We start from the raw sequence: 24,890 nt of genomic DNA, 5'->3' as shown, positions 1-24,890 counted from the left end.
CAATGCGCATTCAAATATGGGCGGTCACGCCGCCGTCCACGACGAGGCTTGCACCCGTCACGAAATCGGACGCGGCACTTGCCAGGAACAAGGTCGAACCGATAAGGTCTTCCGGCTCGCCCCAACGGCCCAGCGGCGTGGTGGCGACCACGCGCTCTGCGTGGCCGGGGATGTCCACGCGCGCCTGACGCGACAAAGCGGTGTCGATCCAGCCGGGCTGGATCACGTTGACGGTGATGCCATCCAAGGCCCAGGCGCAGGCCAGCGACCGCGTCAGTTGCAACACACCCCCCTTGCTCGCCGAGTACGCCGCCGTAACAGCATTGGAGGCCAGCGCCAGAATCGAACCGATGTTGATGATCTTGCCCTTGCCACGCAGGCTCATCGTGGGGTGCACCGCCTGGCACATGTTGAACGTGCCCTTCAGATTGATATCGACGATGCGGTCCCATTCGTCTTCGGCGTAAAGCTCCGGCCGCATGCGCGTATTGACCCCGGCGCAGTTGATCAGCACATCGATGCCGCCGTACTTGGCAACCGCGTCGGCCACGGCGTTCGCGCAGGCTTCGCGGTCTTGCACACGCAGCGCGATGGCGCCGGTCTTCACGCCGGCTGCGCGCAGCTCGGACGCCAGCGCGTCCAGCTTTTCCCCCGCCAGGTCGGCCAGCACCAGCGTTGCGCCACCCTGGGCGAATGCCCGGCTGAGCGCGGCGCCAATGCCGCCCGCGGCACCGGTAATCAAAACGATCTTGTCTCGAACACTGAATAGTTGTTGGGTCATGCTCTGCTTCGCTGCTGACCGCGTGCCGGCGGATACCGGACGCTATTTTTGATATGTGATCACAAATTTGATTCTAGGAAGGCGAGGGACCAGCGTCAACCCGATTGGGCTCGGGGTCTACCCGTAGACCTTATCGCTCTCGCAACGCAACAAAAAAAGGCCAGGGCACCCCGCCCCGGCCTCGCTGCATCCCTGGGCGCCCCTTGTAGGACACCCCAGCGCATCAATACGTCAAACGCACACCCAGCAACACGCTGCGGCCCGGCAGCGGGGCCACCGACGAGATGAATGAAGCGTGGTTGTAGGCCAGCTTGTTCAGCAGGTTGGTGCCGCGCAGATAGACTTCGTAGCCCGTCCTGTTGTAGCTACCGCGATAGGCGACCACCGCGTTGACCAGGTTGTAGCCCGGCGTGCTGTCTTCGTAGGCCGCGATGTCCTTTTGCGAGAACACGCGCGCGTATTCCACGCCGCCCGACCACTGCTGCCACTTCACGTTGCCGCGCACACCCGCGCGCGCCGCCGGGATGCGCGGCAGATTGCCGTCGCCGCCCGTCAGCTTGCCGCGCACATAGTCGCCAAACACCGCGGCCGAGAAGATCGGCGTGAACTGGTGGCGCAGCTCGCCTTCCACGCCCGTGAATTCCGCGTCGCGCTGGGTGTATTCGATCAGGCGAAAGTCTTCGTAGCGGTCCAGCGTGTTGGCGTAGATGTAGTTCTTCACGCGGTTGTGGAACACGCTGGCGGAGAACGTCGTGTCGCCCGCGTGCTTGCGCAAGGTCAGGTCGATGTTGTGCGAGGTTTCGCGGCCCAGGTCGGCGTTGCCCAATTCGTAGGTATTGGTGGCCAGGTGCACGCCGTCGGCGAAGAGCTCTTGCGCGTTCGGCAGGCGTTGCGAGCGCGACAACGACAGCGCCACCGAGTACTGCGGCGCGAAGTCCCAGATGGCCGCGGCCGACAGGGACGTGCCCGACAGGCTGCTGCGCGATGCGCCGCCTTCCGGCGAGATGTTTTGCCAGTCCTGACGCGCGCCCACTTCGAAACGCCAGTCGTTCAACTGGTATTCCTCAAGCACGAACAAGCCGTTCGAGCGCGTACGGCTGCGCGGCAGGAAGGCTTCTTCGCCATCGGCGCGGAAGTCGCTATAGGCATTCTGGAAGCCCACCACGCCGCGCCAACCGGCGATGGGCTTGTGCTGCAATTCCACGCGCAGGTCGTAACCCTTGTTCTTGAAGCGCGTGCCGACTTCGCCGCCCTCGATCTCGTCGTGCTGATAATCGGTCAGCCCGCCGCGCACACGGATCTTTTCAAAGCCGGCGAACGGGTCCTGGTATTCGGCGCGCAGGTCCAGGCGGTTGCTGCGCAACTTCACATACGGCACGCCGCCGTGTGCATGGTCGTGGTCGTGGCCCTCTTCGCCGTGGCCCTCTTCTTCATGGTCGTGATCGTCGTGGCCGCCGCAGTGCAGGTGCGTGCCGTGCGGGTGGCAACCTTCGTATTCGTGGTTGTGCCCCGGCAGCCCGTACTTGCTTTCCAGGTGCGTGAACGCCAGGCCGACGTAGCCGCGCGGCGTAATCCACGACATGCCGACGGAACCCTGACTGGACTCGCTGTACGAGCCTTCCAGCTTGCCGCCCGGCCAATCGGGCACGTCGTAGTCGCTGGTGCGGCGCTTCATGCCTTCGACGCGCACGGCAAACTGGCCTTCGCCCGCGGTGATGCCGACGACACCCGCGCGTTCCTTCGTGCCGGTGGCGCCACGCAATTCCATTTCGGCTTCAACACCGTTTTCCGGCACGGCGGTGGGCACCTTCTTGTCCACCACGTTCACCACGCCGCCGATGGCGCCGCCGCCGTACAGCAGCGTTGCCGGGCCACGCAGCACTTCGATGCGTTCGGCCAGCAGCGGCTCGACGGTCACGGCGTGGTCGGGCGAAATGCTGGAGGCATCCATCACTTCGGAGCCATCGGACAGCACTTTCACGCGCGGCGCGGTCTGGCCGCGTATCACCGGACGGCTGGCGCCGCCCCCAAACGTGTCGCTGTTGACACCAGGCAGACTCGTCAGGGACTCACCCAGCGTGCCGTTGCGCCGTTCGATCAGCTCGTTGCCTTCCAACACAGATGCCGGCAGCGTGGTGCTGTTGAGGTCCAAGCCCAGCGGGTTGGCGGAAACCGTAATGGGCGCCAGCGTCTTGGCGCGCTTGCTGTCCGCCTCGGTATCGGCTTGCGCGACGGGCGCGATCAGCATCAGCGAACACACCAGCGGTTTCAGGCTGCCACGGCGTGCTGGCCGGGCGATGGCGATCTTGCGGCTTCCCTTCTTGAACCCCAGTTTCTTGCCTTTCATCGTATTCTCTCGGATGTTATATCATTACAAATTGCGGATGAATGATATAACATTTCAGAATCAAAGCGATGAAAGTTTGGCGATGAACTGACGCGAACATGCCACGGTTTAGGGATCAGGCGCTATCGAGCGGCCATTGCTGCGCGGCGTGCAGGACGCGCAAAATTGTCACGGCGCGAGGCGATTCCGCATACACAACCAAATAGTTCGGCCGAATCACCATTTCCCTGGTGCCCGCTACCCGTCCCGCGCGATACAGCCGTGGGCGCTCACGCAGCTTGACCACTTTCTTCTGAATTTCATCTACCAAACGCAGCGCCGCGGCCGGGCTATCGTCCGAGATGTAATCGACAATCGCCAGCAAATCCTCGCGAGCCGTTTCGCGCCATTCAAGAACCGGCACGGCGCTTCTTCTTGCTGATCAGGGCACGAGCCTCGTCCATGACCGCTTCATGGGCGACCGGTGGCCGCGTATCGGCCAAGGCCTCTTGCACCTTCGCGCGAAACCAAGAGTCGTAGCTCAAGGCGTCGACGGCCAAGCCGGCGGGCAAACCGCCTTCTTTTGCCACTCTTGTCAGCAAAATTCGCACCGCATCCGAGATGGTCAGGCCAACGTTGGCGAGCTTTTCCGCCGCTTCGGCCTTGAGCTTGTCGTCGACACGGACGTGCAACATTGAAGTGGGTGCCATGGGAAGCCTCCGGTGATGGACCGGCCATTATGTATCTCAATTGAGATACACACAAACGACGAGCCGTTTGCCACAAAAACCTGACAGTTGAAACGGGATTTGGCGAACGAGAATCGGCTCCACTGACCGAGTATCCTCAACACCACGAACCCCTGCACGTGATGTGCGCCGGTTGTTCGGGCGCCAGGCGTCGACGGGTTTTCAACCAACCAGGAGACCCCCGATGATTCCCAAGAACACCATTTGTCTTTGGTATGAAAGCGATGCGCTGGAAGCGGCGCGGTTCTATGCCAAGACGTTTCCCGATAGCGCCGTGGGCGCTGTGCACCATGCACCGTCCGACTACCCTTCCGGCGAGGAAGGCGATGTGTTGACCGTGGAATTCACGGTGATGGGCATCCCCTGCCTGGGCCTGAATGGCGGCCCGGCGTTCCAGCACAATGAGTCTTTCTCGTTTCAGGTGGCCACTGACGACCAGGCGGAAACCGACCGCTTGTGGGATGCCATCGTGGGCAATGGCGGGCAGGAAAGCGAGTGCGGCTGGTGCAAGGACAAGTGGGGAATTTCGTGGCAGATCACGCCGCGCGTGTTGACCGAGGCCTACACGGGTGCCGACCGCGCCGCCGCCAAGCGCGTGTTTGAAGCCATGATGACGATGGGCAAGATCGACGTTGCCACGATCGAAGCGGCGCGGCGCGGGTGAGGATATTCGCTGGAGCCGGCCGCGCCGGCCCCAGCCTTATCAAACTGCCCGATCGACCTGCCAGATCAACCCGCCTTGAATTCCTTGTTCCAGAATTCCAGCATGTCGGCTTTGCCTTCGGTCAGGCCCTTCAAGTCATACGCCTTCAAGAGCTTCACCTCGGCCTCGGTGAAACCGACGCGCTTCAGGTTTTCCGGCAGCGACGCATTGGTCACCGTCGGCGCGTAGCCCATTTTTTCGGCGAAGCCGACTTGGCCTTGCGGGTCGAGCATGGCGTTCAGGTATTCCCACGCGGCGTCCTTGTTGCGGCTGTTCTTGGCCACGCCCGCTTCAAACGACACCGGCACCGAGCCTTCCTTCGGAATCACGAAGCCCAGCGGCAGGCCGCTGTCCTTCCATTGCAGCGCGCGCGCTTTCCACATGCACGCAATGGCGATCTCGCCCGACTTGAAGGCGGATGCCACCGCTTCGTTGGACGGGTAGATGCGCGGCGCGTTGGCCTTGAGCTTGGCCAGGAAGCGCTTGCCGCCGTCAAAGCTCTTGGTGTCGCCGCCCGCGCCCAGTCCGACGAACACCGAGTTGTACAGATAAAGAATGTCCGAGAAGCCGACCTGTCCCTTCCACTTCGGGTCCAGCAGCACTTCCAGCGAGTCCGGCGGCGTGGGGAATTTTTCGGTGTTGTAGACCAGCGTCATGGCGCTGAAGATGTGCGGAATGGAGTATGGCGTCTTCAGCGCGGCGATGGCCTGCGCCAGGTTGGGCAGTTTCTTCGCGTCGATGGGTTCCAGCGTGCCCGAGCGTTCGGCGTCGTACATGTCGACTTCGCCCAGCAGCGCCACGTCCATGCTGCCGCGCCGCGAGTTCTTTTCGGCGCGCAGCTTGGTGACGCGGCCCACGGCGTTGCCAGTGTCGTAGACCACGGTCACGCCCTGCTTGGTGACGATGGGGTTGATGATCTGCTGCAACAGGTTTTGGTAATCACCGCCCCAGGTGCCCACAACGATCTGTTTTTCGGCGGCGTGCGCCATGCCGGGCACCCAGCCCAACGCGGGGGCCAGCGCCAGGCCAGAGGCGGATTTGATGAAGCCACGGCGAGTCAGGTTTTTCTCTTGCATAACAACCTCGTATCGAAGGGGGACTAACGACTTGCTACGGTGCGGCTGCGCGGTACGGCTGTGCCCGGCCGCGCAACCAGGGTTCTTACATACGTTCAGGCCAGCATTTCCACCGGTGAGTCGGGCGACAAGGCGCGGATGTCGTCCGCATCGATGTCGCGCGCGATCACGATGATGGCGGCGCTGGCGTCGGGCTGGCGCGTCAGCCGTTGCGGCGCGCTGAAGGTGGTGCCCACCGACTGGATCAGGATGGGTTCGGCGCAGTCGGCCACGCGCACCACGGCCTTCACGCGCAGCAGGCGTTCGCCGCACAGGCCGGCCAGGTTATCCAGCCACTCTGAAAAATCCGTCCAACTGATGCCCTCGCGCGCCCGCGCGGCCATGACGCGGATGCGCGGATGCGCCAAGCCTGGTTTGCCGGCAATCAACATCCGGGCCGCCAGCCCCGCCAGGTCGGCAACGCCTTGCGACGGCGCAAACGCAGCTTGCACGGCCTGCTTGCGGTCTGGTTCCGCGATCACGTCCGCCAGCGGATTCAGCAAGGCGGCGCGCGCAGCGCGGGCATCCAGCGCGGATGTCGGCAACAGGTCAGTCTTCGTCAGCACGATGCGGTGCGCGGCGCCGAACTGCGCCATGGCTTCGTCCATCTCGGCCAGCGCGTCGGGGTCGCGCGCGCAGTCGTCGGTGCAGACCACCGTCAGCCGCAAGCCACGGCTGGCCAGTTCGGGATCGGCCAGCGACGCGATGATGGGGCCGGGCCGCGACAGGCCGCTGCATTCCAGGATCACACGCTGCAAGGGCCCAACGCCCTCGGGGCGCGGCGCGTCCAGCAGCGCGCTCAAGGTGTAGACCAGGTCGCTGCGCAGCGAGCAACACACGCAGCCATTGGCCATCAGCGTCATCGGCACGTTGTCGCTGTCGTTCGCGACAATGGCGCCGTCCACGCCGATTTCTCCCGCCTCGTTGACGATCACGCCCGTATCGCGGGAAGCCGGATCGCGCAGGTAATCCACCAGCAGCGTGGTCTTGCCGCTACCCAGAAACCCGCACAAGAGGAACAGGTCGACCGCCATGTCAGGACGCCTGATCCGCGCTATCGCAAGGCGAACCCGTGGGCGATCCGCCAAACGGCGGACGCTCGCCATCGGGATCGTCGGCCCAGCTGTCCTTGACCATCTTGCGCACGTCCGCCAGCAGTTCGGCGGTGTCGTACACCACGCCGGACTTGATGGTGGTTTGCAGGCAGCGCTTCCATTCCACCTTGGCCGTGTCGTCGTTCAGGCGCATGGCGCCGGTGCCGAACAGCAGCTTGAAATCGGTCAGCGGGTTTTGATCGTGGATCAGCAGGTCGGCGCGCTTTTGCACGTCGATAGAGCCGGTGTCCTCATCAATGCCCAGCAGCGCGGCGCTTTGCGAGGTGGCGGCGCGCAACACTTCAATGGGATGAAAGCCCGCTTCCTGCAGCAGTTCCAATTCACGCACGAAACCAAAGCCGTAGATCTGGAAGATAAAACCGGAATCGCTGCCCGCGCACACACGGCCGCCCAGGTTCTTGTATTCGTTGATGAACTGCATCCACAGGCGATAGTTCTGCTTCCACTCGATCTCGTTGGTGGTGCTCCAGCGATACCAGTAGGCGCCATGCCCGCCGCGCTGCGGCTGGAAGTACTTCCACACCGCTTTCCAGGTGTAGTCGTCATGCCAGTCGGCGCGACGCGCGCGCATCAGGTCGCGATTGGCGTCGTAGATATTGAAGGTGGGCACGAAGGTGTGGCCCAGCTCCAGGAACTGGTCCATCACCTGGCGCCACTTGGCCGAGCCCGGTTGCGCCGCCTGCATGAAGGTCTGACCGGCCACGGCAAAGCGGTAGTACTCGTCGCTGTAGTTGTAGTCGGTGGGAAAGGACTGCACCACGCGGTCTTCGAACAGCGCTTCGGGCAGGCCGTAATAGTGTTCGGAACTGGTCAGGCCCCAACGCGCGGACTTCAGCGCGTTCACGCGCGTCACCGCCATCTGCGCGTGGTGGCAGCCCGAACGCAGGCCCAGTTGCGCGGCCTCGTCCAGGGCCGCTTCCATGATGGCGGGCGGCGCGCCAAAGAACTTGATGCCGTCCGCGCCACGCGCGGCCAGCTTGCGCACCCATTCGCGGCCCTGCTCGGGCGTGTGGATGGTCTTCACGCGGTCGTTCACGGCGGGAAACACCGAATGCACCACCATGCGCGGCGCGGCGATCTTGTTGGCGGCCGAGAGCTCGCGCTGCTCCATCGTCCAGCCCAGGCCACCCATCGCACCCATCTCGCGCACCGTCGTTACGCCATGCGCCAACCACAGCTTGTAGATGTAGTCGGCGGGCGGCACGATGCCGCTCATCGCGTGATACGGCGTGCCGATGTGCGCATGCGCGTCCACGAAGCCGGGCGTGACGAACTTGCCGTGGCAATCAATCTCGTGGTCGCCGGGGCCGGGCCGGCGCTTGGGGTCGATGACCTTGTGCGGCGTGCCCACGTTGACCAGGGCGGTGATGCGGTCGTTCTCGATCACGATGTCCACCGGCCCCCAGGGCGGCGCGCCGGTGCCGTCGATGATGGTGGCGCCCCGCAGGATCAGCCGGGGAAACGGCCCCAGCCCGCGATCACGCGATGCAGGCGCGGACGGCGGATGCCAGCCCTTGGCAGCGTTGACGTCGCGGGATTCCTCACCAACTTCCGATTGCGAAAACGTGGGATCGCTCATGGCGCTTACACCCCCAGCCCGTTATGTTCGATGACGCCTTCCTTCATGATGAGGTCGATATGATCGCCCTGACCCAGCAGGCAGGACAGGTCGCGATACGGGTTGCCATCCACCAGCAGCACGTCCGCCAACGCGCCCACCTGGATGCGGCCCAACTGGCCGACCTGGTTCAGCACTTCGGCGGCGGTCGTGGTGGCGCACTGGATCACTTCCTGCGCGGACAGCACTTCGTTGCGGATCCGGAATTCATCGCTTTGCAGGCGCTGCGACGGGCCCAGCAGATCAGACCCGTAGCCGATCTTCACGCCCGCCTTCTTGTAGATCTCCAGCGAATGCAGCCCGGCGGTGCGTACCGTGGCAATCTTCGCCACCGAATCCGGCGGCAAGCCGTAGTCCGCGCCTTCGTTGGCCAACGCTTCATAGGTCACCAGCGTGGGCACCACAAACGCGCCCTTCTCGGCCATGAAGCGCGCCACGCGCTCGTCAACCAAATTTCCGTGTTCAATGGTGCGCACGCCGTTGCGGATGGCGCGTTCGATGGCGTCGGCCGTGTAGGAATGCGCCATCACATAGGTCTGGCGGCTGGCGGCTTCGTCAACGATGACGCGGATTTCTTCTTCCGAATAGCCGAAGGAGGCAATGGGGTCTGTCGGCGATGCGACGCCGCCCGAGGCCATCATCTTGATCTGATCCGCGCCCATCTGGAGTTCCTGGCGCACGGCCTTGCGCACGTCGTCGATGCCATCGGCCACGCGGCCGATGTCACCCGCGCGGAAGCAGCAGCCGCAAAAGCTCATCGGGCGCAGGTGGTCGGAACGCGGACGCGGGTCACCATGCCCGCCCGTCTGGCTGATGGCGCGGCCCGAGATGAACAGGCGCGGCCCCTTCACCGTGCCTTCGTTGACGGCGCACTTCAAGCCCCAGCCGGCGCCGCCCGCATCGCGCACGGTGGTGAAGCCCCGGCGCAGCATGGCCGCCATGATGGGCACGGCACGCATCATCACCAGCGCATCGGGCAACACGCCTTGCGTGCTCAGGTTCAGTTGGGTGGCCAGCACATGCACGTGCAGGTCGATCAGGCCGGGCATCAGCGTGCGGCCGGCGGCGTCGATCACCCGCGCCGACGCGCTGGTGATGGGCTTGTCCGACACTTCCTTGATGACGCCATCCTCGACCAGCACGTGGTGGCCTTCCTGCAGGTCAGCCAGCAAGGGGTCGAGCAGGTTCGCGTTCTTGAACAATACGGATGCCATGGAATTTCCTTGTTGTGGCTCGGGCTCAAGACGCCATGGTCTTGATGTAGCGCCGATGAATCAGCCAGTTCGAAAGCAGTGCAATGACCAGCGTGCCGCACACCAGAATGACGGCCAGCGCGGCGCCAAACGGCCAGTTCGACGCACGGGTGATCTGGTCATACAGCGCGGGCGCCATCATCGTCAGGCCGGAACCGCCCAGCAGCACCGGCGTGGCGTAGGCATTCATGCACAAGATGAACACCAGCATCGTGCCCGCCGCCACGCCCGGCGCGGCAATGGGCAGCACGATGCGGCGAAACGTGGTGAAGAAGCTGGCGCCGACGTTGCGCGCGGCTTCTTCCACCGACAGGTCCATGCCTTCCAGCACGCTTTGCAGCGTCAATATCAGGTAGGGCATGACGACCGCCGTGGTGCCGATGACCACCGCCGTGGGCGTGTACATCAGCGTGATGGGCTTGTCGATCAGCCCCAGGCCCTGCAGCACGGCGTTCACCACGCCCGCATTGCCCAGCGCCACCATCCAGCCCGCCGCGCGCACCACGTTGCCCACCATCAGCGGAAACACCAGCAGGATCACGAACAGGCTTTTGTATTTACTCTGCGTGCGCGCCAGAAAGTACGCCACCGGAAAGCCCAGCACCAGCGCCAGCACCGTGCATAGCCCCGCCACCCACAAGGTGGTGAAGAAGATGTCGCGGTAATAGGCATCGCCAAAGAACTTGGCGTAGTTGTCGAAGGTGAAGGCGGTTTGCATCAGCTCCGCCGGGTCGAACTGGTTGAAGCTGTAGCGCGCCAATTGCAGGATGGGCACCATGATGATCACCAGCACCACCAGCGATGCCGGAAAGGCCAGCCCGGGCCCCAGCCAGCGGCTGGGCCGCCCGTCTACGGTTGCAGTCGTCATGGCGGCTCCTATTGTGTGAAGGCCACGCAGTCTTCGGGCTCGAAGCACGCGTACACGCGCGCACCGGGCGCCGGCTGCGCGCGGCCCGCGCCGCCATTGGCCACCTGGCTGATCATGCGGTTGCCGCCTTCCAGCTGCACGCGCACTTCCAGCACCGACCCCAGGTACAGCGACGACTCCACCACACCCGCCAAAGCATTGCCGCCCGAAGGCTGTTCGGCCAGCCGCACGCGCTCGGGCCGCACGCCCACATGCGTGGCCCCTGCCCCGCCCGGCGTGGCGATACGCTGGCCCGCGTCGGTGTGAAACTGGTTGTCGGCCTGGCCACGCCCGGTGAACACGTTCATCTTGCCCAGGAAGTCGGCCACGAACAGATTGGCGGGGTGTTCATACAAGGTGTCGGGCGCGCCCACTTGCTGCACGATGCCGTCGTGCATGATGGCCATGCGGTCGGCAATCGCCAGGGCCTCTTCCTGATCGTGCGTGACAAACACGGTGGTCAGCCCCAGGCGCTGCTGCAAGGAACGGATTTCCTCGCGAACTTCCAGCCGCAGCTTGGCGTCCAGGTTGGACAAGGGTTCGTCCAGCAAGAACACCTTGGGTTCGATGGCCAGCGCGCGCGCAATCGCCACGCGCTGCTGCTGGCCGCCCGACAACTGGCGCGGATAGCGGTCGCGCAGTTCGGTCATGCGCACCATGTCCAGCACGCGGCGTATCTTCGCGTCGCGCTCGGCCTTGGGCACCTTGTGCATTTCCAGCCCGAAGGCCACGTTCTCGGCCACCGTCATGTGCGGAAACAGCGCATATCGCTGGAACACCATGCCGGTGTCGCGCTTGTGCACCGGCAGCCGGGTCACGTCGGTGTCGCCGATAAGAATGCGGCCGGCCGTGGGGGTGATAAAGCCGGCGATCATACGCAAGGTCGTCGTCTTGCCGCAGCCGCTGGGGCCCAGGAACGTGACCAGCTCGCCTTCCGCGATCTCCAGTGAAAAGTCGGATACCGCCACCGCCGCACCGAACTGCTTGCGGATATTCTCGATTGAGACCTTCGCCATTTTCTTACACCACCTGACTGAGTTTCACATAGCGGTCGGTCACAAGCATGATGATGCCCAACAGCAAGATTTGCACCGAAGCCACCGAAGCGATGGTCGGGTCCAGATTGAATTCCAGGTACTGCATGATGGCGATCGGCAGCGTGGTGCGGCCCGGCCCCACCAGCGAGAGCGACAGTTCCAGGTTTTCAAAAGACACCACGAAACTGAACAGCGCGGCCGCCACGATGGACGGGCGCAGCATGGGCAGCGTCACGCGCATGAAGGCTTTGGGCGCGCTGGCGCCCAGATTGCGCGCGGCTTCCTCGATGGAGCCATCCAGCCCGGCCATGCCGGCCGTCACCAAACGCACCGTCCAGGGAATTGTCAGGCAGACGTGCGCGATGATCAGGCCGCCGAAGGTGCCGACGATGTCCTGGTCCAGCACTTCTTCAGCGCGCAGATAAAACAGGTAGATGCCCACGCCCGCCACGATGCCGGGTATCAGCAAAGGCGACAGCAGCAAGGTGTTGACGCCCTTGCTGCCCTGGAAGCGGTAACGCGCGATGCCGACGGCGGCCAGCACGCCCATCACCACGCCGATGGCGGCGGCCACCAGCGACACTTGCAGGCTGAACAGGAAGCCGTTGGCGAACGCGGGGTTGTCCCACGCTTTCACGTACCAGGACAGCGTGTAGCCGGACGGGGGGAAATAGAGGATGGCGTCCTTGAAGAAGCTCAACCAGACCACCAGCACGATGGGGCAGAGCATGAACGCATACATCAATACGACGAAGACCCGATGCAGCCACGTTGCCCACGGAATCATGCGAATAGGCTTGACCCGGGTGGCCGCGACGGCCGAGTTCAAAGGAGGCGCGCTATGCAAATCCTGTTTCCTTGTCAGCGAGGTGCCGGCTCGGTTTGAAACTCCTCCGGTTGGAACTCTTTGATTCCTTCGGTTAACCGAAGCATATCGACGGGTTGCTGCGCGGCTCAACTAGGGATTACCCAACATGGGGCATTTCACGCGGGTAATTCCGTAGCACGGTGCAAACACGCGGGTGCAACCCGCCACCGCATCATGGCGGCGGCGGGTTGCACCCAAGGTTTACATTGAAGGATTGCGGCGCTGGTCTAGCGCCTGACGTCACTGCGCGGCTTCAAGCCCGCACAGCGCTTGCAGCACGGCCACGCGGCTTTGGCCCAGCACCATGCCGTGCCAGTCGTAGGCGTGGCAATAGAAAGCGTCTTGCGTAGCTTGCAGGATGTCGCGGCGCAGCGCGGCGGGGGCATCGGGGTTTGCCCGCAGCCAGTTGCGGCCGCGCAGCGCCAGCACCACGTCGTCGAAAGGCACCGTGCCGTATTCCAGGGCCATCAGCGTGGGCGACGACTGTGGGCACGCCTGGTAGATCAGGCTGGCCAGGTGGCCGGTAATGTCCACCGAGGCCGACGTGCCCTGGAACGGCACCGCGATGTCCAGGCCCCACCATTGGCGCGCGCGCGCCACTTCGGCGTCATTGCGGCGACCGGCGTAGATTTTTTCGCCGTGGCCGCGCGGACCCAGCCCGGTATGCACGTCGATCCAGCCGATATGCGCGTAGGGGCTGGCATGGGTTTCCAGGATGCGGCGCAGGTTTTCGCGCGAGGCGGCAGGTGCGGCGCCGCCGTAGAAGAGGCCATCGGCGTGGGTGTATTGGCCGCGCGACACGGCTTGCGCAAACGCGGCTTGCCCATGTTCGGCCACATAGCGGGCCACGTCGCGCTGGTTGTCTTCCGACGGCGGCCATTGCGCCGGCAGCAGCAGCGGATGCAGCGCGCCATAGCCCGGGTTCGCCGGCAGCGGCGTGCCGTCAAAGGGCTGGACGTTGCGGTTCAAATCGACGTTGCCTTCGTCGGTGCGCGCCATCCACGAATAACCGTAAGGGTTCACCGCGTGCACCAGCAGCAGGGCCACGCCCGCCTGGCGCGCGCGCTTCAACATCGGGGCGTCATCCATCAAGGCAAACTGGCAGCCCGCGCCGCAGAAACCTTCAACGCCGTGCGTGGCCGACGTCACGATCAACAGACGTTGCGCGTTGGGCGCGCCGATCAGCGCCACGTCGGTAGCCAAGGCTTCGCCCTCGCTGCCGCGCGCATCGATCGGGTAGGACGCGACCGAGGCGCCCAGGCGCTCGGCGTCGGCCAGGAATCGTTCGCGCGATTCCGCGTAGCTGCGGGGGAAGTAGCTCGTACTGCTGGGCATCATGCCTCCTGAGTGTCGATTGCATGGCCGGTGCGGTCCTGTATCCAGAACAGCACCACGGTGGAAAGCGTCACGGTCACCATCAAGTACCAGGCGGGCGCCATCGGGTTGCCGGTGACGTGCAGCAGCCAGGTCACGAAGAACTGCGCAAAGCCGCCAAAAACCGAGATGCCCAGACCATACACGACAGACATCCCGGTGGTGCGCACCGCCTTCGGAAACAGTTCGGGCAGCATCGTGATCACCGGCGCCGTCTGCAAAGCCAGCAACACGGCCAGCAACGCAATCACCGTCATCAGCCGCGCCGTACTGGGCGCGGATACCAGCCACTGAAAGCAGGGCAACAAGGCGCACACCGTGGCCGCGCGCGACCAGAAGATGACCTTCTTGCGGCCCACCCGATCGGCCAGCATGCCGACAAAGGGCGCAAGCACAAAGCCGATGGCGCCCAGCACCACGCTGGCGAACAGCGTGGACGTGGCGGGCAGGCCCAGCTCTTTATTGGCGTAGGCGGGCATGTAGAAGCCGATGATCTGCGCGCATACCATGCCGCCGATGACCAGCAGGATGCCCTTGACGACCAGCGCCTTGTGTTCGGTGAAGACGCGGCGCAGCGGCTGGTGGGTGGGCGCGGCATGCACGGCCTCGCGCGCATGCGTGGCGGTTGGCGTGGAAGCCGGGGTGGCTTGTAGCTGGGGTTCCAGAGTTTCCTCCAGGTTGCGGCGGATATAGGCGCCCACCGGCACGGTCAGGATGCCAATCACGAAGGGCACGCGCCAGCCCCAGGCTTGCATCTGGTCCTTGCTGAGCGTGGCCGTCAGCAGCGCCACGGTCAGCGCGCCCAGCATCACCCCCAGCGACTGGCTGCCGAACTGCCAGCTTGAGTAAAAGCCGCGCTGGTTGGCGGGCGCGTGCTCAACCAGCAGCGTGGTCGACGCCCCCACCTCGCCACCCGCGGCGAAACCCTGGATCAAGCGCGCCAGCACCATCAGCACCGGTCCGGCCACACCCATCTGCGCGTACGTGGGCGCGGCGGCGATCAGCGCGCAACCCAGGCCCATCAGCCACAGGGTCAGCGTCATGGCGGCGCGGCGGCCGTGGCGGTCGGCGTAGGAACCAATCAGCATGCCGCCCACCGGCCGCATCAAGAAGCCCACGCCAAAGGTGGCGGTGGTCAGCAGCAGTTGGCCGTAGCTGGAGGCGGCCGGAAAGAACAGCGGCCCGATGACCAGCATCAGGAACGTGAAGACGGTGAAGTCGAAGAACTCCAGCGCGTTGCCGATGGTGGTGCCGGCGATCACGCGCCGGCGCATCGTCGACGAATGCAAAGGCTGCTGCCCGCCGGACGCGGCGGCGATGGCGATAGACATGTTTTCCCCTTGATGTCCGTGGCGAGGCGGTGCGGGGACCACCCGGCCCTCTAAGCCCGCCCCATCCGCGTGAATATACGGATGGCGCACGATAAGGAAAAGACAGTATTTTTGTTCCAGTGAAACCTTTTTGTTATAGCCCTGGCCCATGAACCTTCGTCAACTGCGCGCCTTTGTCCTGATTGCCGAACACGGCAGCATCCGCGCGGCCGCGCGCGCCCTGTTCGTGACGCAGCCGGCCGCCACGCGCAGCCTGCGCGAGCTTGAGCAAAGCGTGGGCGCCGAACTGGTGCGCCGCAGCGCGCGCGGCGTCGAGCTGACGCCTTATGGCGCGGCGCTGTACAAGCGCGCCGTGGTGATCCTGCAAGAGGCGCGGCGCGCCCAGGAAGAGATCGGGCAAATGCGCGACGGCGAAGGGGGTTCCTTGAACCTGGCCATCAGTTCGGCTGCCTTGACGGTGCTGCCCGCCGCGCTGGCGGCGTTTCGAACGCGCATGCCGCGCGTGGCGGTGGCCTTCAATGAAGTGGCGCCGCCCTTCAGCCACGAACAACTAGAATCCGGCCGCTACGACTTCCTGGTGCAAACCGAATACGACGGCGACATCGACGACGGCTTTGCCCGTACCACGCTGTTCACGCTGCCGCTGGCGGTGGGCGCGCGCGCGGGCCACCCCTTGCGCCACGCACGCACGCTGGCCGACTTGCACGACGCGCTGTGGCTGCTGCCCGGCAACATCCAGGCGCCCGCCAACCTGCTGCGGCTGGCCTTTGAAGCGCACAAGCTGCCCGCGCCGCGCGACGTGATTCCGTGCCAGTCGATTGCGGTGGCGTTGGCCATCATTGCCGACAGCGACGCGCTGGGCATCTTCGTGCGCAATCTGTTTGACCACCGGCTGCTGCCGCGCGACCTGCGCATGGTGCCCTTGTCCCATGAACTACCGGCCGCGCGCGTGTCCATCCTGACCCGCGCCGATTCCCCACCCACGCCCGCCGCGCAGTGCTTTATCGATTGCCTGCTCAACCCCCATGCCTCGCCAACACGCTAGCGTTGATAGAGGACCGGTTATCATGGGCGCCGTGCCCGCCGACGGCCTTGAAACCGGCCGCTGACCCTTGCCGGCCGCTCCCTCCCTCGCAGTCAAGATCCATGGTGTTCCCCCGACTTCCGTCCCCGCCCACGTTGACCGACACGGTCGCCAAGCGCCTGCTCGCCGAAATCGACGAAGGCCGCGTGCTGCCGGGTGAAAAGCTGCCCACCGAAGCCGCGCTGGCCGAGCAGTTTGGCGTCAGCCGCACCGTCATCCGCGAAGCGGTGTCGCGGCTGCGGCAGGACGGCATCGTGGAAGCGCGGCAAGGCAGCGGCGTGTACGTGACCGGGCTGACGGGCAACCGGGCCTTGCGCATCGACGCCACCGAACTCAGTTCACTGGACGCAGTGCTGCACATTGTGGATTTGCGCCGCGCGCTGGAAACCGAAATCGCGGCCCAGGCGGCAGCGATGCGCAAGAAGCGCGACATGGTCGAGATTGACCGCGCGCTAGCCGCGATTTCACAAGCGGTGGCGGACGGCGGCGACGGCGTGAAGGAAGACGTGGCGTTTCACCGCAGCATTGCGCGCGCCACCGGCAACCCCTATTTCCTGACCACGCTGGCGTTCGTCAGCCAGTTCCTGGAAGCCGCCACCCGCGTGACGCGCGGCAACGAAGCCCGCCATGCCGACCTGATGCGCGACGTGCTGCAAGAACACCTCGCCATCGTCGAAGCCATCCGCCGGCAAGACGTGGAAGGCGCGCGCGAGGCGGCGCGCATCCACATGGTGAACGCGGCCAAGCGCCTTAGCCAGGCGCACCGCTGAGCTGCTCGCGCCGCCGGCGGGTGCCGATGCCCCAGCGCTGCGCGATCAAACCCATCAGCACGATCACGCCCGCCAGCAAGGACGTGTAGGCAACTTCGTTTCGATACGTGCCTTCCACCACCATCGTAATCAACGCGGCGATGATGCACACGATGACCGCATAGGTCAGCCACGGAAACAGCCACATCTTGAACGTCAGCTCCACGCCTTGCGCCTGCAGCCGGTAGCGCATGCGCAACTGCGACAGCGCAATGGCCAGATACACGAACAACGCGATGGTGCCGGTAGCCTGCATCAGCACGTCGTACAGATCCATCTTGGACGTGGCCATCATCCACACCGCCACGAACGCGAACGCGCTGGAAATCAGCACGCCCACATACGGCGTGCCGGTGCGGCGGCCGGTCACCTGCATGATGCGATGCGCGTCGCCCCGCCGCGACAGCGAATACAGCATGCGCGACGCCGTGTACAAGGCCGAATTGAAGCAACTGCACACGGACGTCAGCACGATGAAGTTGACGATGGCCTGCGCGTACGGAACGCCCAACCTGCTGAGCGCCACGTTATAGCTGCCGTGCGTGGGCTGCGACAGTTGCGGATCGTTGTACGGCACCAGGCAGACGATGATGAAGATGGAGCCCACGTAGAACAGGCAGATCCGCCACACTACCGAGCGCGTGGTCCTGATGATTTCACGCGCGGGGTCGGCGGATTCGGCGGCGGCCACCGTGACGATTTCCGCGCCGATGAAGGCGAACATCACGCCCAGCATGGCCACCACTACCGACTTGATGCCATTGGGCATAAAGCCCTGCGCCGTCAATTGCGACACGCCGCGCGCTTCGCCCCAGGGCCACAGATGCACCACCGCCAGGCTGCCGATGACCAGGAACGCCACGATGGCAATCACCTTGATCAGCGCGAACCAGAATTCGAATTCGCCGTAGTTGCGCACGTTCATGAAGTTGACGACGATGAGCGCCACAGTGATGAAGAGCGCATAGCCCCAGTCGGGAACCATCGGAAACCAGCCGTGCAGGATCTGCCCGGCCACATAGGCTTCCCAGCCCATCAGCAAGGCCCAGAAATACCAGTACAGCCAACCGATGGTGAAGCCGGCCCAGCGCCCGATGGCGCGGTCGGCGTAGGTGGAGAACGACCCCGTGTCGGGCTGCGCAACAGCCATTTCTCCCAGCATGCGCATGGCCAGAATGACCAGGATGCCGCCGCCCAGGTACGCCAGGATGACGGCCGGCCCCGCCAGCGCGATCTGCTTGCCGGACCCGACGAACAACGCCGCCCCGATGACCCCGGCGATCGACATCATCGTCAGGTGGCGCGACTTCAAGCCACCCTTGAGCTCGGTGTTTTGTTTGCTGGCCAATGCCCTGCTCCTGTTTCTACTGCTGCTGCTTTTGCTGCTTCTGCTGCCGCTTTTTGCTGCTGCGTCTGCTTCTATTTCCGGCCTTAGCCGAATGCCTTGGTGAAAAAATCCCGCGTGCCGAAATTGCCGGACTTCAGCGCGATGCTGACGTCGCCACGCGCCACCGGCGTGTAGCCGGCGCACCACGGCACGCCTGGGTCGATCTGCTCGCCGATGGCCATCTGCTGCAAGCCCAGCGCCTGCACCACGGCGCCGGACGTTTCGCCGCCCGCGACAATCAATTGGCGCACGCCGCGTTCAACCAGCCCGACCGCGGTGCGCGCAATGGCCGCCTCGATCAGCGCGCCCGCGCGCGCCACGCCCAGCGCGCCTTGCGCCGCCTTGACGGCATCGGGCTCGGCGGTGGAATAGACCAGCACCGGGCCGTCCTGCATGCGCGGCTCGGCCCAGTCCAGCACCTGCGCCACCACATCCTCGTCCGTTGCCAGCCGCATCGGGTCCAGCGCCAGCGCCGGCCGACCGCTGTCGATGAATGCCGCCACCTGCGCATTGGTGGCGCTGGAGCAGCTACCCGCCACCACGGCCTGCAAGCCGGGCGCGCGAACCTGGCTGGCGGCGCTGGTGGGCGCCAGGCCCCAGTTGCCCGGCAGGCCGATCGCCACGCCGGAGCCCGCCGTCACCAGCGGCATGCCGCGCAGCGCCGGGCCCAGCCGCAGCAGATCATCGTTGGACACCGCATCCACAATCGCAATCTCCACGCCCTCGCCTTGCAACGCCTGCACGCGCGCAAGAATCGCGTCGGCCCCCGCGGCCACCACGCTGTAGTCGATCAGCCCGACCTTGCGCGTGGTCTGCGCCTGCAACACGCGCACGAGGTTTGCGTCGGTCATCGGCGTCAGCGGGTGATGCTGCATGCCCGATTCGTTCAGCAGCACGTCGCCCGCAAAGAGATAGCCCTTGAAGACGGTGCGCTTGTTATCGGGAAACGCGGGCGTGGCGATGGTGAACGTCGTGCCCAGCTGCGTCATCAAGGCATCGGTCACCGGCCCGATATTGCCGTCCGGCGTGCTGTCGAAGGTGGAGCAGTACTTGAAATAGATCTGCTCGGCGCCTTGCTGCTGCAACCATTCCAGCGCGGCCAGGGATTGCGCCACGGCGTCTTCCACCGGCAGCGTGCGCGTTTTCAATGCCACCACCACGGCGTCCGCGTCGGCGCGCAAGGGCTCGCCCGGTACGCCTATGGTTTGCACCGTGCGCATGCCCGCGCGCACCAGGTTGTTGGCCAGATCGGTGGCGCCCGTAAAGTCGTCGGCGATACAGCCCAGTTTGATACTCATTTGGCCTCCGGCAAGCTGATGCCAGGAAAAATCTTGATGACGGCGCTGTCGTCCTCGCGGCCATGCCCGGCCGTAGACGCCTGCATGAACATCTGATGTGCGGTGGACGCCAGCGGCAGCGGAAACTTGCTGTGCCGCGCGGTGTCCAGCACCAGCCCCAGGTCCTTCACAAAAATATCCACGGCCGACAAGGGCGTGTAGTCCGCCGCCAAGACATGGGGCATGCGGTTCTCGAACATCCAGCTATTGCCGGCGCTGTGCGTGATGACCTCGTACAGCGCGTCCGCATCCACGCCTTCGCGCAAGCCCAGCGCCATGGCTTCGGCGGCAACGGCAATGTGCACGCCGGCCAGCAGTTGGTTGATGATCTTGACCTTGCTGCCCGCGCCCGCGCGGTCGCCCAGCCGGTAGACCTTGCCGGCCATGGATTCCAGCACCGCGCCGCAGGCGGCGTAGGCCGCCGCGCTGCCCGCCGTCATCATCGTCATCTGGCCGGCGGCGGCCTTGGCCGCCCCGCCCGAGATCGGCGCGTCCAGGTACAACACCCCCAATTCGGCCAGGTGCGACTCCAGCGCGATGGACCAGTTGGGGTCCACGGTGGAGCACATCACGAACACGGCGCCGGGGCGCAAGGCGGCGGCGATACCGCCGTCGCCATACAACACGGCTTCGGTCTGCTGCGCGTTGACGACCACGCTGACCACGATGTCGCAGGCGGCGGCCATGTCGGCCAATGTGGCGCAGGCCACGCCGCCTTGGGCGGCGAAGGCGGCGGCGGCCTCGGGGCGGATGTCATAGACGTGCACATCGTGGCCGGCGCGGCGCAGGCTTTGGGCAATGCCCGCGCCCATGGCGCCCAGGCCGATGACGCCGACGCGGCGGGGTGAGGGTTGCGGATGGCTCATGGCGGTGTCGTCCGGAATGTCGATGGGAATGGCGATAGGAAAGTGTCGATACGGAATGGCGGTACGGCCCGTCGCATGTCAATACGGCGTGTCGATACGGAGGAGGTGTCGCGCTGCGCGTCAGCGCGGCAGGTCGTCGGCCAGGTAAGCGCGGATGATGTCGCCAAAGCTCTTGTCGCCCGCCAGGCCCAGACGGTTGGCGCGGCTGGTGTCCCAGCGGCCGGGCCAACTGCCCACGATGCGTTCCACCCGTTCATCCGGCCGCCAGGTGATGCGATCGGCCACCGCGTCGCCCGCCACGTCGCGCAGCGCCTGCTCCATGTCGGCCACGGTGACGGACACGCCCGGCAGGTTGATCGGCGCGCGGTCGGCCACGGCGTCAGCGGGCAGTTCGCAACCGGCGATCAGCGCCTGGATGGCGCCGCGGGGCGACAGCAGCCACAGGCGCGTGTCGGGGCCCACCGGGCACACGGCGGCTTCGCCACTGAGCGGTTCGCGGATGATGCCGCTGGCAAACGACGAGGCGGCCGCGTTGGGTCGGCCGGGACGCACGCTGATGGTGGGCAGGCGCAGCACGCGCCCGTCCACAAAGCCGCGCCGCGTGTAGTCGGCCAGCAGCAGTTCGGCAATGGCCTTCTGCGTGCCGTAGGACGATTGCGGGTTCAAGGCGGTGTCGTCGCGCACGGTGTCGGGCAAGTCGCCGCCATACACCGCCACCGAACTGGTGAAGATGACGCGCGGCTGGTGGCCCAGCGCGCGGCAAACGTCCAGCAAGGCGCGCGAGGCATCCAGGTTGATGCGCATGCCCAGATCGAAATCCGCCTCGGCCTGCCCGCTGACGATGGCCGCCAGGTGGAAGATGGCGCGGGTATCGGTGTCGATGGCGTCGCGCAGCACGGTGGGGTCGGCGATGTCGCCCACCCGCGAATGCACGCGCTTGTCTGTGAAAGCGTCGGTCTTGACGACGTCCAGCAGGTCGATGCGCGTGATGGCTTGCGGGCCGCTGGCGTCCAGCGTCAGCGTGCCCTGCTCAAGCAGTTGTCGAGCCAGCCGTTGGCCCAGGAATCCGGCGCCGCCGGTGATCAGGATTTTCATGGTGGGGTGCTCGCTTCTTGTTGACTCAGTGCTTGGCCAGATAGGCTTGGGCCCAGCCCAGGCCCGCGCGCGTGCCGGCCTTGGGGCGGTATTCGCAGCCGACCCAGCCGGCATAGCCCAGCGCGTCGATGCGGTCGAACAAATAGGGGTAATTCAGTTCGCCCAGGTTGGGCTCGTGGCGGTCGGGCACGCCGGCAATCTGGATGTGCCCGATGCCGGCCATGTCGCGTTCCAGCTTCACGGCGATATCGCCTTCGACGATCTGGCAGTGATAGCAATCGAACTGCACTTTCAGGTTGGCCGCGCCAACCTCGGCGCAGATCGCTTGGGCCTCGTCTTGGCGGTTCAGAAAGAAGCCGGGGATGTCGCGCGTGTTGATGGGTTCGATCACTACGGTGATACCCGCCGACGCGGCGGCGCTGGCGGCGCGCGCCAGGTTCCGCACATACACCTCGCGATGCGCCGCGCGATCTTGATCCGGACGAATCAGGCCCGCCATCACGTGCAGGCTGCGGTTACCCAATTGCGCCGCGTAGGCCAGCGCCTGATCCAGGCCGCGCAGGAATTCGTCTTCCCGGCCCGGCAGCGACGCAATGCCGCGCTCGCCCGCCGCCCAATCACCAGGCGGTGCATTGAACAAGGCTTGCGTCAGCCCGTTGTCTTGCAGCCGCGCACGGATGTCGGCGGCGGCGAAGTCGTAGGGGAACAGAAACTCCACCCCCTGGAACCCGTCGCTGGCGGCGGCCTGGAAGCGGTCCAGGAAGGGGTGCTCGTTGTACATCATGGTCAGGTTGGCGGCCAGGCGCGGCATGGCGGTCCTTATTGATTAGGGTGGCGTGGGCGTCGGGCCATTAACCGTCGGCTACTAACGGTTGACCAGCTTGGCGGGCGTGAACCAGACCGCGATGGCGCCGATGACCAGCACGGCGGCCAGCACATACATGCCGGACGCGGTGGATTGGGTCAGGTCTTTCAGGTAGCCGATCATGTAGGGGCTGGCGAAGCCGGCCAGGTTGCCAACCGAGTTCACGATGGCGATGCCCGCCGCCGCCGCGGTGCCCGACAAGAAGGCCGTGGGCAAGGACCAGAACAGCGGCGCGCACGTCAGCACGCCGGCGGCGGCCAGGGACAGGCAGATCAGCGAAATAACCGTGCTGTCGGCAAAGGACGCCGCGGCGGTGAAGCCCACCGCGCCCGCCAGCGCCGGCACGATCAAGTGCCAGCGGCGTTCGCGCCGCTTGTCGGCCGAGTGGCCCAACAGGTTCATCACGATGATGGCGCAGATGAACGGAATGGCGCTGAGCAAGCCGATGTTGAAAGCGCCCGTGACACCCGTCGATTTGATCAGCGTGGGCATCCAGAAGGTCAGGCCGTACTGGCCCGCGACGAAGGCGAAGTAGATCAGGCACATCCACCACACGCGCTTGTCGGAAAACACCGCGCGCAGCGAGTGCTTTTGCGTGCCGGTCTGCTTCTGGTCCTGTTCGATCTCGCGCGTCAGCAACTGCTTTTCATCGGCCGTCAGCCATTTGGCGCTGGAGATGCCGTTGTCCAGGTACATGATGGTGACCACGCCGATGAGCAGCGCGGGTATGGCTTCGATCAGGAACATCCACTGCCAGCCCTGCAAGCCGTGCGTGCCGTGAAACGCTTCCATGATCCAGCCCGACAGCGGGTTGCCGAATATGCCGGCCACGGGAATGGCGGACATGAACAGCGCGATGATCTTGGCGCGGCGATGCGCGGGATACCAGTAGGTAAGGTACAGAATGACGCCGGGGTAGAAACCCGCTTCGGCCAGGCCAAGCAGGAAGCGCAGGATGTAGAAGCCGGTGGGCGTTTCCACGAACATGAACATGCCGGAAAGAATGCCCCAGGTGATCATGATGCGCGCGATCCAGACGCGCGCGCCCAGGCGGTGCATGAGCAGGTTGCTGGGCACTTCAAAAAGGAAGTAGCCGATGAAGAAAACGCCGGCGCCCAGGCCGAACACGGTTTCGCTGAAGCCCAGGTCTTGCGACATTTGCAGCTTGGCGAAGCCGACGTTGACGCGGTCCAGATAGGCGATGACATAGCAAAGCATCAAGAACGGCACGAGCCGCCAGAACACCTTGGCGTAGGCGCGCGCGGTTTCCAGGGAGTCTGGCTGTGGCGCGCCGGCAGTGGCGGCGGTGTTGGGGATACCGGGTTTGCCAGGCGCCGTGCCGGACGTCAAATCCATCGGGGGCATGCATCGTCTCCAAAAGGAATGCGCCGACCCGGTCCGCCACACGGCGGCCAGACGGCTTTGTACAGGTGAGGGAACTAGTAGCGCGCGCCGAAGGTGGCGCGAAGCTCATCAATGGCCTGGGCGGACAGCGGCGCGGGGCGCGGCTGGCTCATCAGCCACAGGCGGGCGGTTTCTTCCAGCTCTTCCAGCGCATACGACGCGTGCGCCACCGAGCGTTCCCACACCACCGGCCCCAGCCTTTCAAACAAGGCGCCGCGCACCTGGCCCGCCACGGCGGCCACCTCGGCGGCGGCTTGCGGGTCGCCCGGCCGGCGATAAGCGATCAAGGGAATGCGCCCCACCTTCATGACCTGGTAGGGCGTGATGGGCGGCAGCACTTCGTCAGGCCGCCACACGCCGGCTAGCGTCAAGGCCACCAGATGCGTGGAATGCGTGTGGATGATGCCGCGCGATTCGGGGCTGGCGCGATAGATCCCCTGATGCAGCACCAGCGTCTTGGACGGCTTGGCGCCGGACACCCAGTTGCCGTCCAGGTCGACCTTGGCCAGATCGGCGGGGTCCAGCCGCCCCAGGCAAGCGTCGGTCGGGGTGATGAGCCATCCATCATCCAACCGGGCGCTGATGTTGCCGGCTGCGCCCACGGTGTAGCCGCGTTGATAGAGGCTGGCGCCGACGACGCAGATTTCCTCACGGATTCGGGTTTCATCAGTCATGAAAAAACCCCTGTTCGGCAGGGGTGCATGTCTGGAATAAGCGGCGCGAAAAGTTCGGCGCGGATCTCGGCTGGGCCAGCATGATGGGATGTCTCTTGTGTTGAATTTATCGGGTCATCATACAAATTTAATGATCGCGGCCATATCGGGTAAACCCTTAAACAGCCAAACAAAAGGCCCGGGCAGATGCCC

General features: G+C 65.0%; 23 protein-coding genes. 3 read left to right on the top strand and 20 right to left on the bottom strand.

What is annotated here, in order from left to right:
• Positions 1-10 precede the first annotated feature (10 nt).
• The 4 genes from CVS48_RS08900 to CVS48_RS08885 all read right to left on the bottom strand — a co-directional run bounded on the left by CVS48_RS08900 (position 11) and on the right by CVS48_RS08885 (position 3,817).
• A complete protein-coding gene (locus CVS48_RS08900; protein ID WP_100854124.1) occupies positions 11-781 on the bottom strand; it encodes an SDR family NAD(P)-dependent oxidoreductase in 771 nt (256 codons plus the stop codon).
• Positions 782-1,004: 223 nt separating this feature from the next.
• On the bottom strand, positions 1,005-3,029 hold the full coding sequence (locus tag CVS48_RS08895) for a TonB-dependent receptor domain-containing protein (protein ID WP_242001399.1): 2,025 nt from the start codon (positions 3,027-3,029) through the stop codon (positions 1,005-1,007).
• A gap of 214 nt (positions 3,030-3,243) precedes the next feature.
• The gene (locus CVS48_RS08890; RefSeq protein ID WP_100854122.1) at positions 3,244-3,531 is read right to left on the bottom strand and encodes a type II toxin-antitoxin system RelE/ParE family toxin; all 288 of its coding nucleotides are present in this window, start codon (positions 3,529-3,531) and stop codon (positions 3,244-3,246) included.
• The gene (locus CVS48_RS08885; protein WP_100854121.1) at positions 3,518-3,817 is read right to left on the bottom strand and encodes a type II toxin-antitoxin system RelB/DinJ family antitoxin; all 300 of its coding nucleotides are present in this window, start codon (positions 3,815-3,817) and stop codon (positions 3,518-3,520) included. The genes CVS48_RS08890 and CVS48_RS08885 overlap by 14 nt, the downstream gene beginning before the upstream one ends.
• A 223-nt stretch (positions 3,818-4,040) precedes the next feature.
• On the opposite strand from CVS48_RS08885, the gene CVS48_RS08880 reads away from it, so the two are divergent.
• Positions 4,041-4,520, top strand: a complete 480-nt coding sequence (locus CVS48_RS08880) for a VOC family protein (protein WP_100854120.1) — start codon at positions 4,041-4,043, stop codon at positions 4,518-4,520.
• A 65-nt stretch (positions 4,521-4,585) separates the two neighbouring features.
• Here CVS48_RS08880 and CVS48_RS08875 read toward each other — a convergent pair whose 3' ends face one another.
• The 9 genes from CVS48_RS08875 to CVS48_RS08835 form a co-directional block, all read right to left on the bottom strand.
• Positions 4,586-5,635 (bottom strand): ABC transporter substrate-binding protein, encoded by a 1,050-nt coding sequence (locus CVS48_RS08875; protein ID WP_100854119.1) that lies wholly within the window; start codon positions 5,633-5,635, stop codon positions 4,586-4,588.
• A 95-nt stretch (positions 5,636-5,730) separates the two neighbouring features.
• Positions 5,731-6,708, bottom strand: a complete 978-nt coding sequence (locus CVS48_RS08870; protein WP_100854118.1) for a CobW family GTP-binding protein — start codon at positions 6,706-6,708, stop codon at positions 5,731-5,733.
• Position 6,709: 1 nt separating this feature from the next.
• Positions 6,710-8,368, bottom strand: coding sequence for an amidohydrolase family protein (locus CVS48_RS08865; RefSeq protein ID WP_100854117.1), 1,659 nt, complete (start codon positions 8,366-8,368; stop codon positions 6,710-6,712).
• Positions 8,369-8,373: 5 nt separating this feature from the next.
• Positions 8,374-9,621 (bottom strand): metal-dependent hydrolase family protein, encoded by a 1,248-nt coding sequence (locus tag CVS48_RS08860; RefSeq protein ID WP_100854116.1) that lies wholly within the window; start codon positions 9,619-9,621, stop codon positions 8,374-8,376.
• 25 nt (positions 9,622-9,646) lie between these two features.
• A complete protein-coding gene (locus tag CVS48_RS08855; protein WP_100854115.1) occupies positions 9,647-10,528 on the bottom strand; it encodes an ABC transporter permease in 882 nt (293 codons plus the stop codon).
• Positions 10,529-10,536: 8 nt separating this feature from the next.
• Positions 10,537-11,583 (bottom strand): ABC transporter ATP-binding protein, encoded by a 1,047-nt coding sequence (locus tag CVS48_RS08850; RefSeq protein WP_100854114.1) that lies wholly within the window; start codon positions 11,581-11,583, stop codon positions 10,537-10,539.
• Positions 11,584-11,587: 4 nt separating this feature from the next.
• Positions 11,588-12,391 carry an ABC transporter permease gene (locus CVS48_RS08845; protein ID WP_100857573.1) on the bottom strand — a complete coding sequence of 268 codons (804 nt, stop codon included), beginning with the start codon at positions 12,389-12,391 and terminating at the stop codon, positions 11,588-11,590.
• Positions 12,392-12,712: 321 nt separating this feature from the next.
• Positions 12,713-13,810 carry a M14 family metallopeptidase gene (locus CVS48_RS08840; RefSeq protein WP_100854113.1) on the bottom strand — a complete coding sequence of 366 codons (1,098 nt, stop codon included), beginning with the start codon at positions 13,808-13,810 and terminating at the stop codon, positions 12,713-12,715.
• Entirely contained in the window at positions 13,807-15,177 is a 1,371-nt protein-coding gene (locus tag CVS48_RS08835) for an MFS transporter (protein ID WP_100854112.1), read from the bottom strand. The genes CVS48_RS08840 and CVS48_RS08835 overlap by 4 nt, the downstream gene beginning before the upstream one ends.
• A 148-nt stretch (positions 15,178-15,325) precedes the next feature.
• Here CVS48_RS08835 and CVS48_RS08830 point away from each other — a divergent pair, with 148 nt between their 5' ends.
• Entirely contained in the window at positions 15,326-16,222 is an 897-nt protein-coding gene (locus CVS48_RS08830; protein ID WP_100854111.1) for a LysR substrate-binding domain-containing protein, read from the top strand.
• A 101-nt stretch (positions 16,223-16,323) separates the two neighbouring features.
• A complete protein-coding gene (locus CVS48_RS08825; protein WP_100854110.1) occupies positions 16,324-17,031 on the top strand; it encodes a FadR/GntR family transcriptional regulator in 708 nt (235 codons plus the stop codon).
• Here CVS48_RS08825 and CVS48_RS08820 read toward each other — a convergent pair.
• The 7 genes from CVS48_RS08820 to otnC form a co-directional block, all read right to left on the bottom strand.
• The gene (locus CVS48_RS08820) at positions 17,012-18,361 is read right to left on the bottom strand and encodes an amino acid permease (RefSeq protein ID WP_242001400.1); all 1,350 of its coding nucleotides are present in this window, start codon (positions 18,359-18,361) and stop codon (positions 17,012-17,014) included. The two genes, CVS48_RS08825 and CVS48_RS08820, sit on opposite strands and share 20 nt — an antisense overlap.
• Positions 18,362-18,501: 140 nt before the next feature.
• Positions 18,502-19,755 (bottom strand): 3-oxo-tetronate kinase, encoded by a 1,254-nt coding sequence (gene otnK, locus CVS48_RS08815; RefSeq protein ID WP_100854108.1) that lies wholly within the window; start codon positions 19,753-19,755, stop codon positions 18,502-18,504.
• Positions 19,752-20,660 (bottom strand): L-threonate dehydrogenase, encoded by a 909-nt coding sequence (gene ltnD, locus CVS48_RS08810; RefSeq protein ID WP_100854107.1) that lies wholly within the window; start codon positions 20,658-20,660, stop codon positions 19,752-19,754. The genes otnK and ltnD overlap by 4 nt, the downstream gene beginning before the upstream one ends.
• Positions 20,661-20,780: 120 nt before the next feature.
• Entirely contained in the window at positions 20,781-21,755 is a 975-nt protein-coding gene (gene denD / locus CVS48_RS08805; RefSeq protein WP_100854106.1) for a D-erythronate dehydrogenase, read from the bottom strand.
• A 25-nt stretch (positions 21,756-21,780) separates the two neighbouring features.
• The gene (otnI, locus tag CVS48_RS08800; RefSeq protein ID WP_100854105.1) at positions 21,781-22,566 is read right to left on the bottom strand and encodes a 2-oxo-tetronate isomerase; all 786 of its coding nucleotides are present in this window, start codon (positions 22,564-22,566) and stop codon (positions 21,781-21,783) included.
• 54 nt (positions 22,567-22,620) lie between these two features.
• Complete coding sequence (locus CVS48_RS08795) at positions 22,621-23,985, bottom strand: MFS transporter (RefSeq protein ID WP_242001336.1); 1,365 nt, start codon at positions 23,983-23,985, stop codon at positions 22,621-22,623.
• A gap of 74 nt (positions 23,986-24,059) precedes the next feature.
• Positions 24,060-24,698 carry a 3-oxo-tetronate 4-phosphate decarboxylase gene (gene otnC / locus CVS48_RS08790; protein ID WP_100854104.1) on the bottom strand — a complete coding sequence of 213 codons (639 nt, stop codon included), beginning with the start codon at positions 24,696-24,698 and terminating at the stop codon, positions 24,060-24,062.
• Positions 24,699-24,890 lie beyond the last annotated feature (192 nt).

It is taken from the genome of Achromobacter spanius (genome assembly GCF_002812705.1).
In the GTDB taxonomy this organism is placed as follows: Bacteria; Pseudomonadota; Gammaproteobacteria; order Burkholderiales; family Burkholderiaceae_B; genus Achromobacter; species Achromobacter spanius.
The sequence above is the reverse complement of the archived record's forward strand: the minus strand, read 5'-3'. Positions and strand labels throughout refer to the sequence as shown.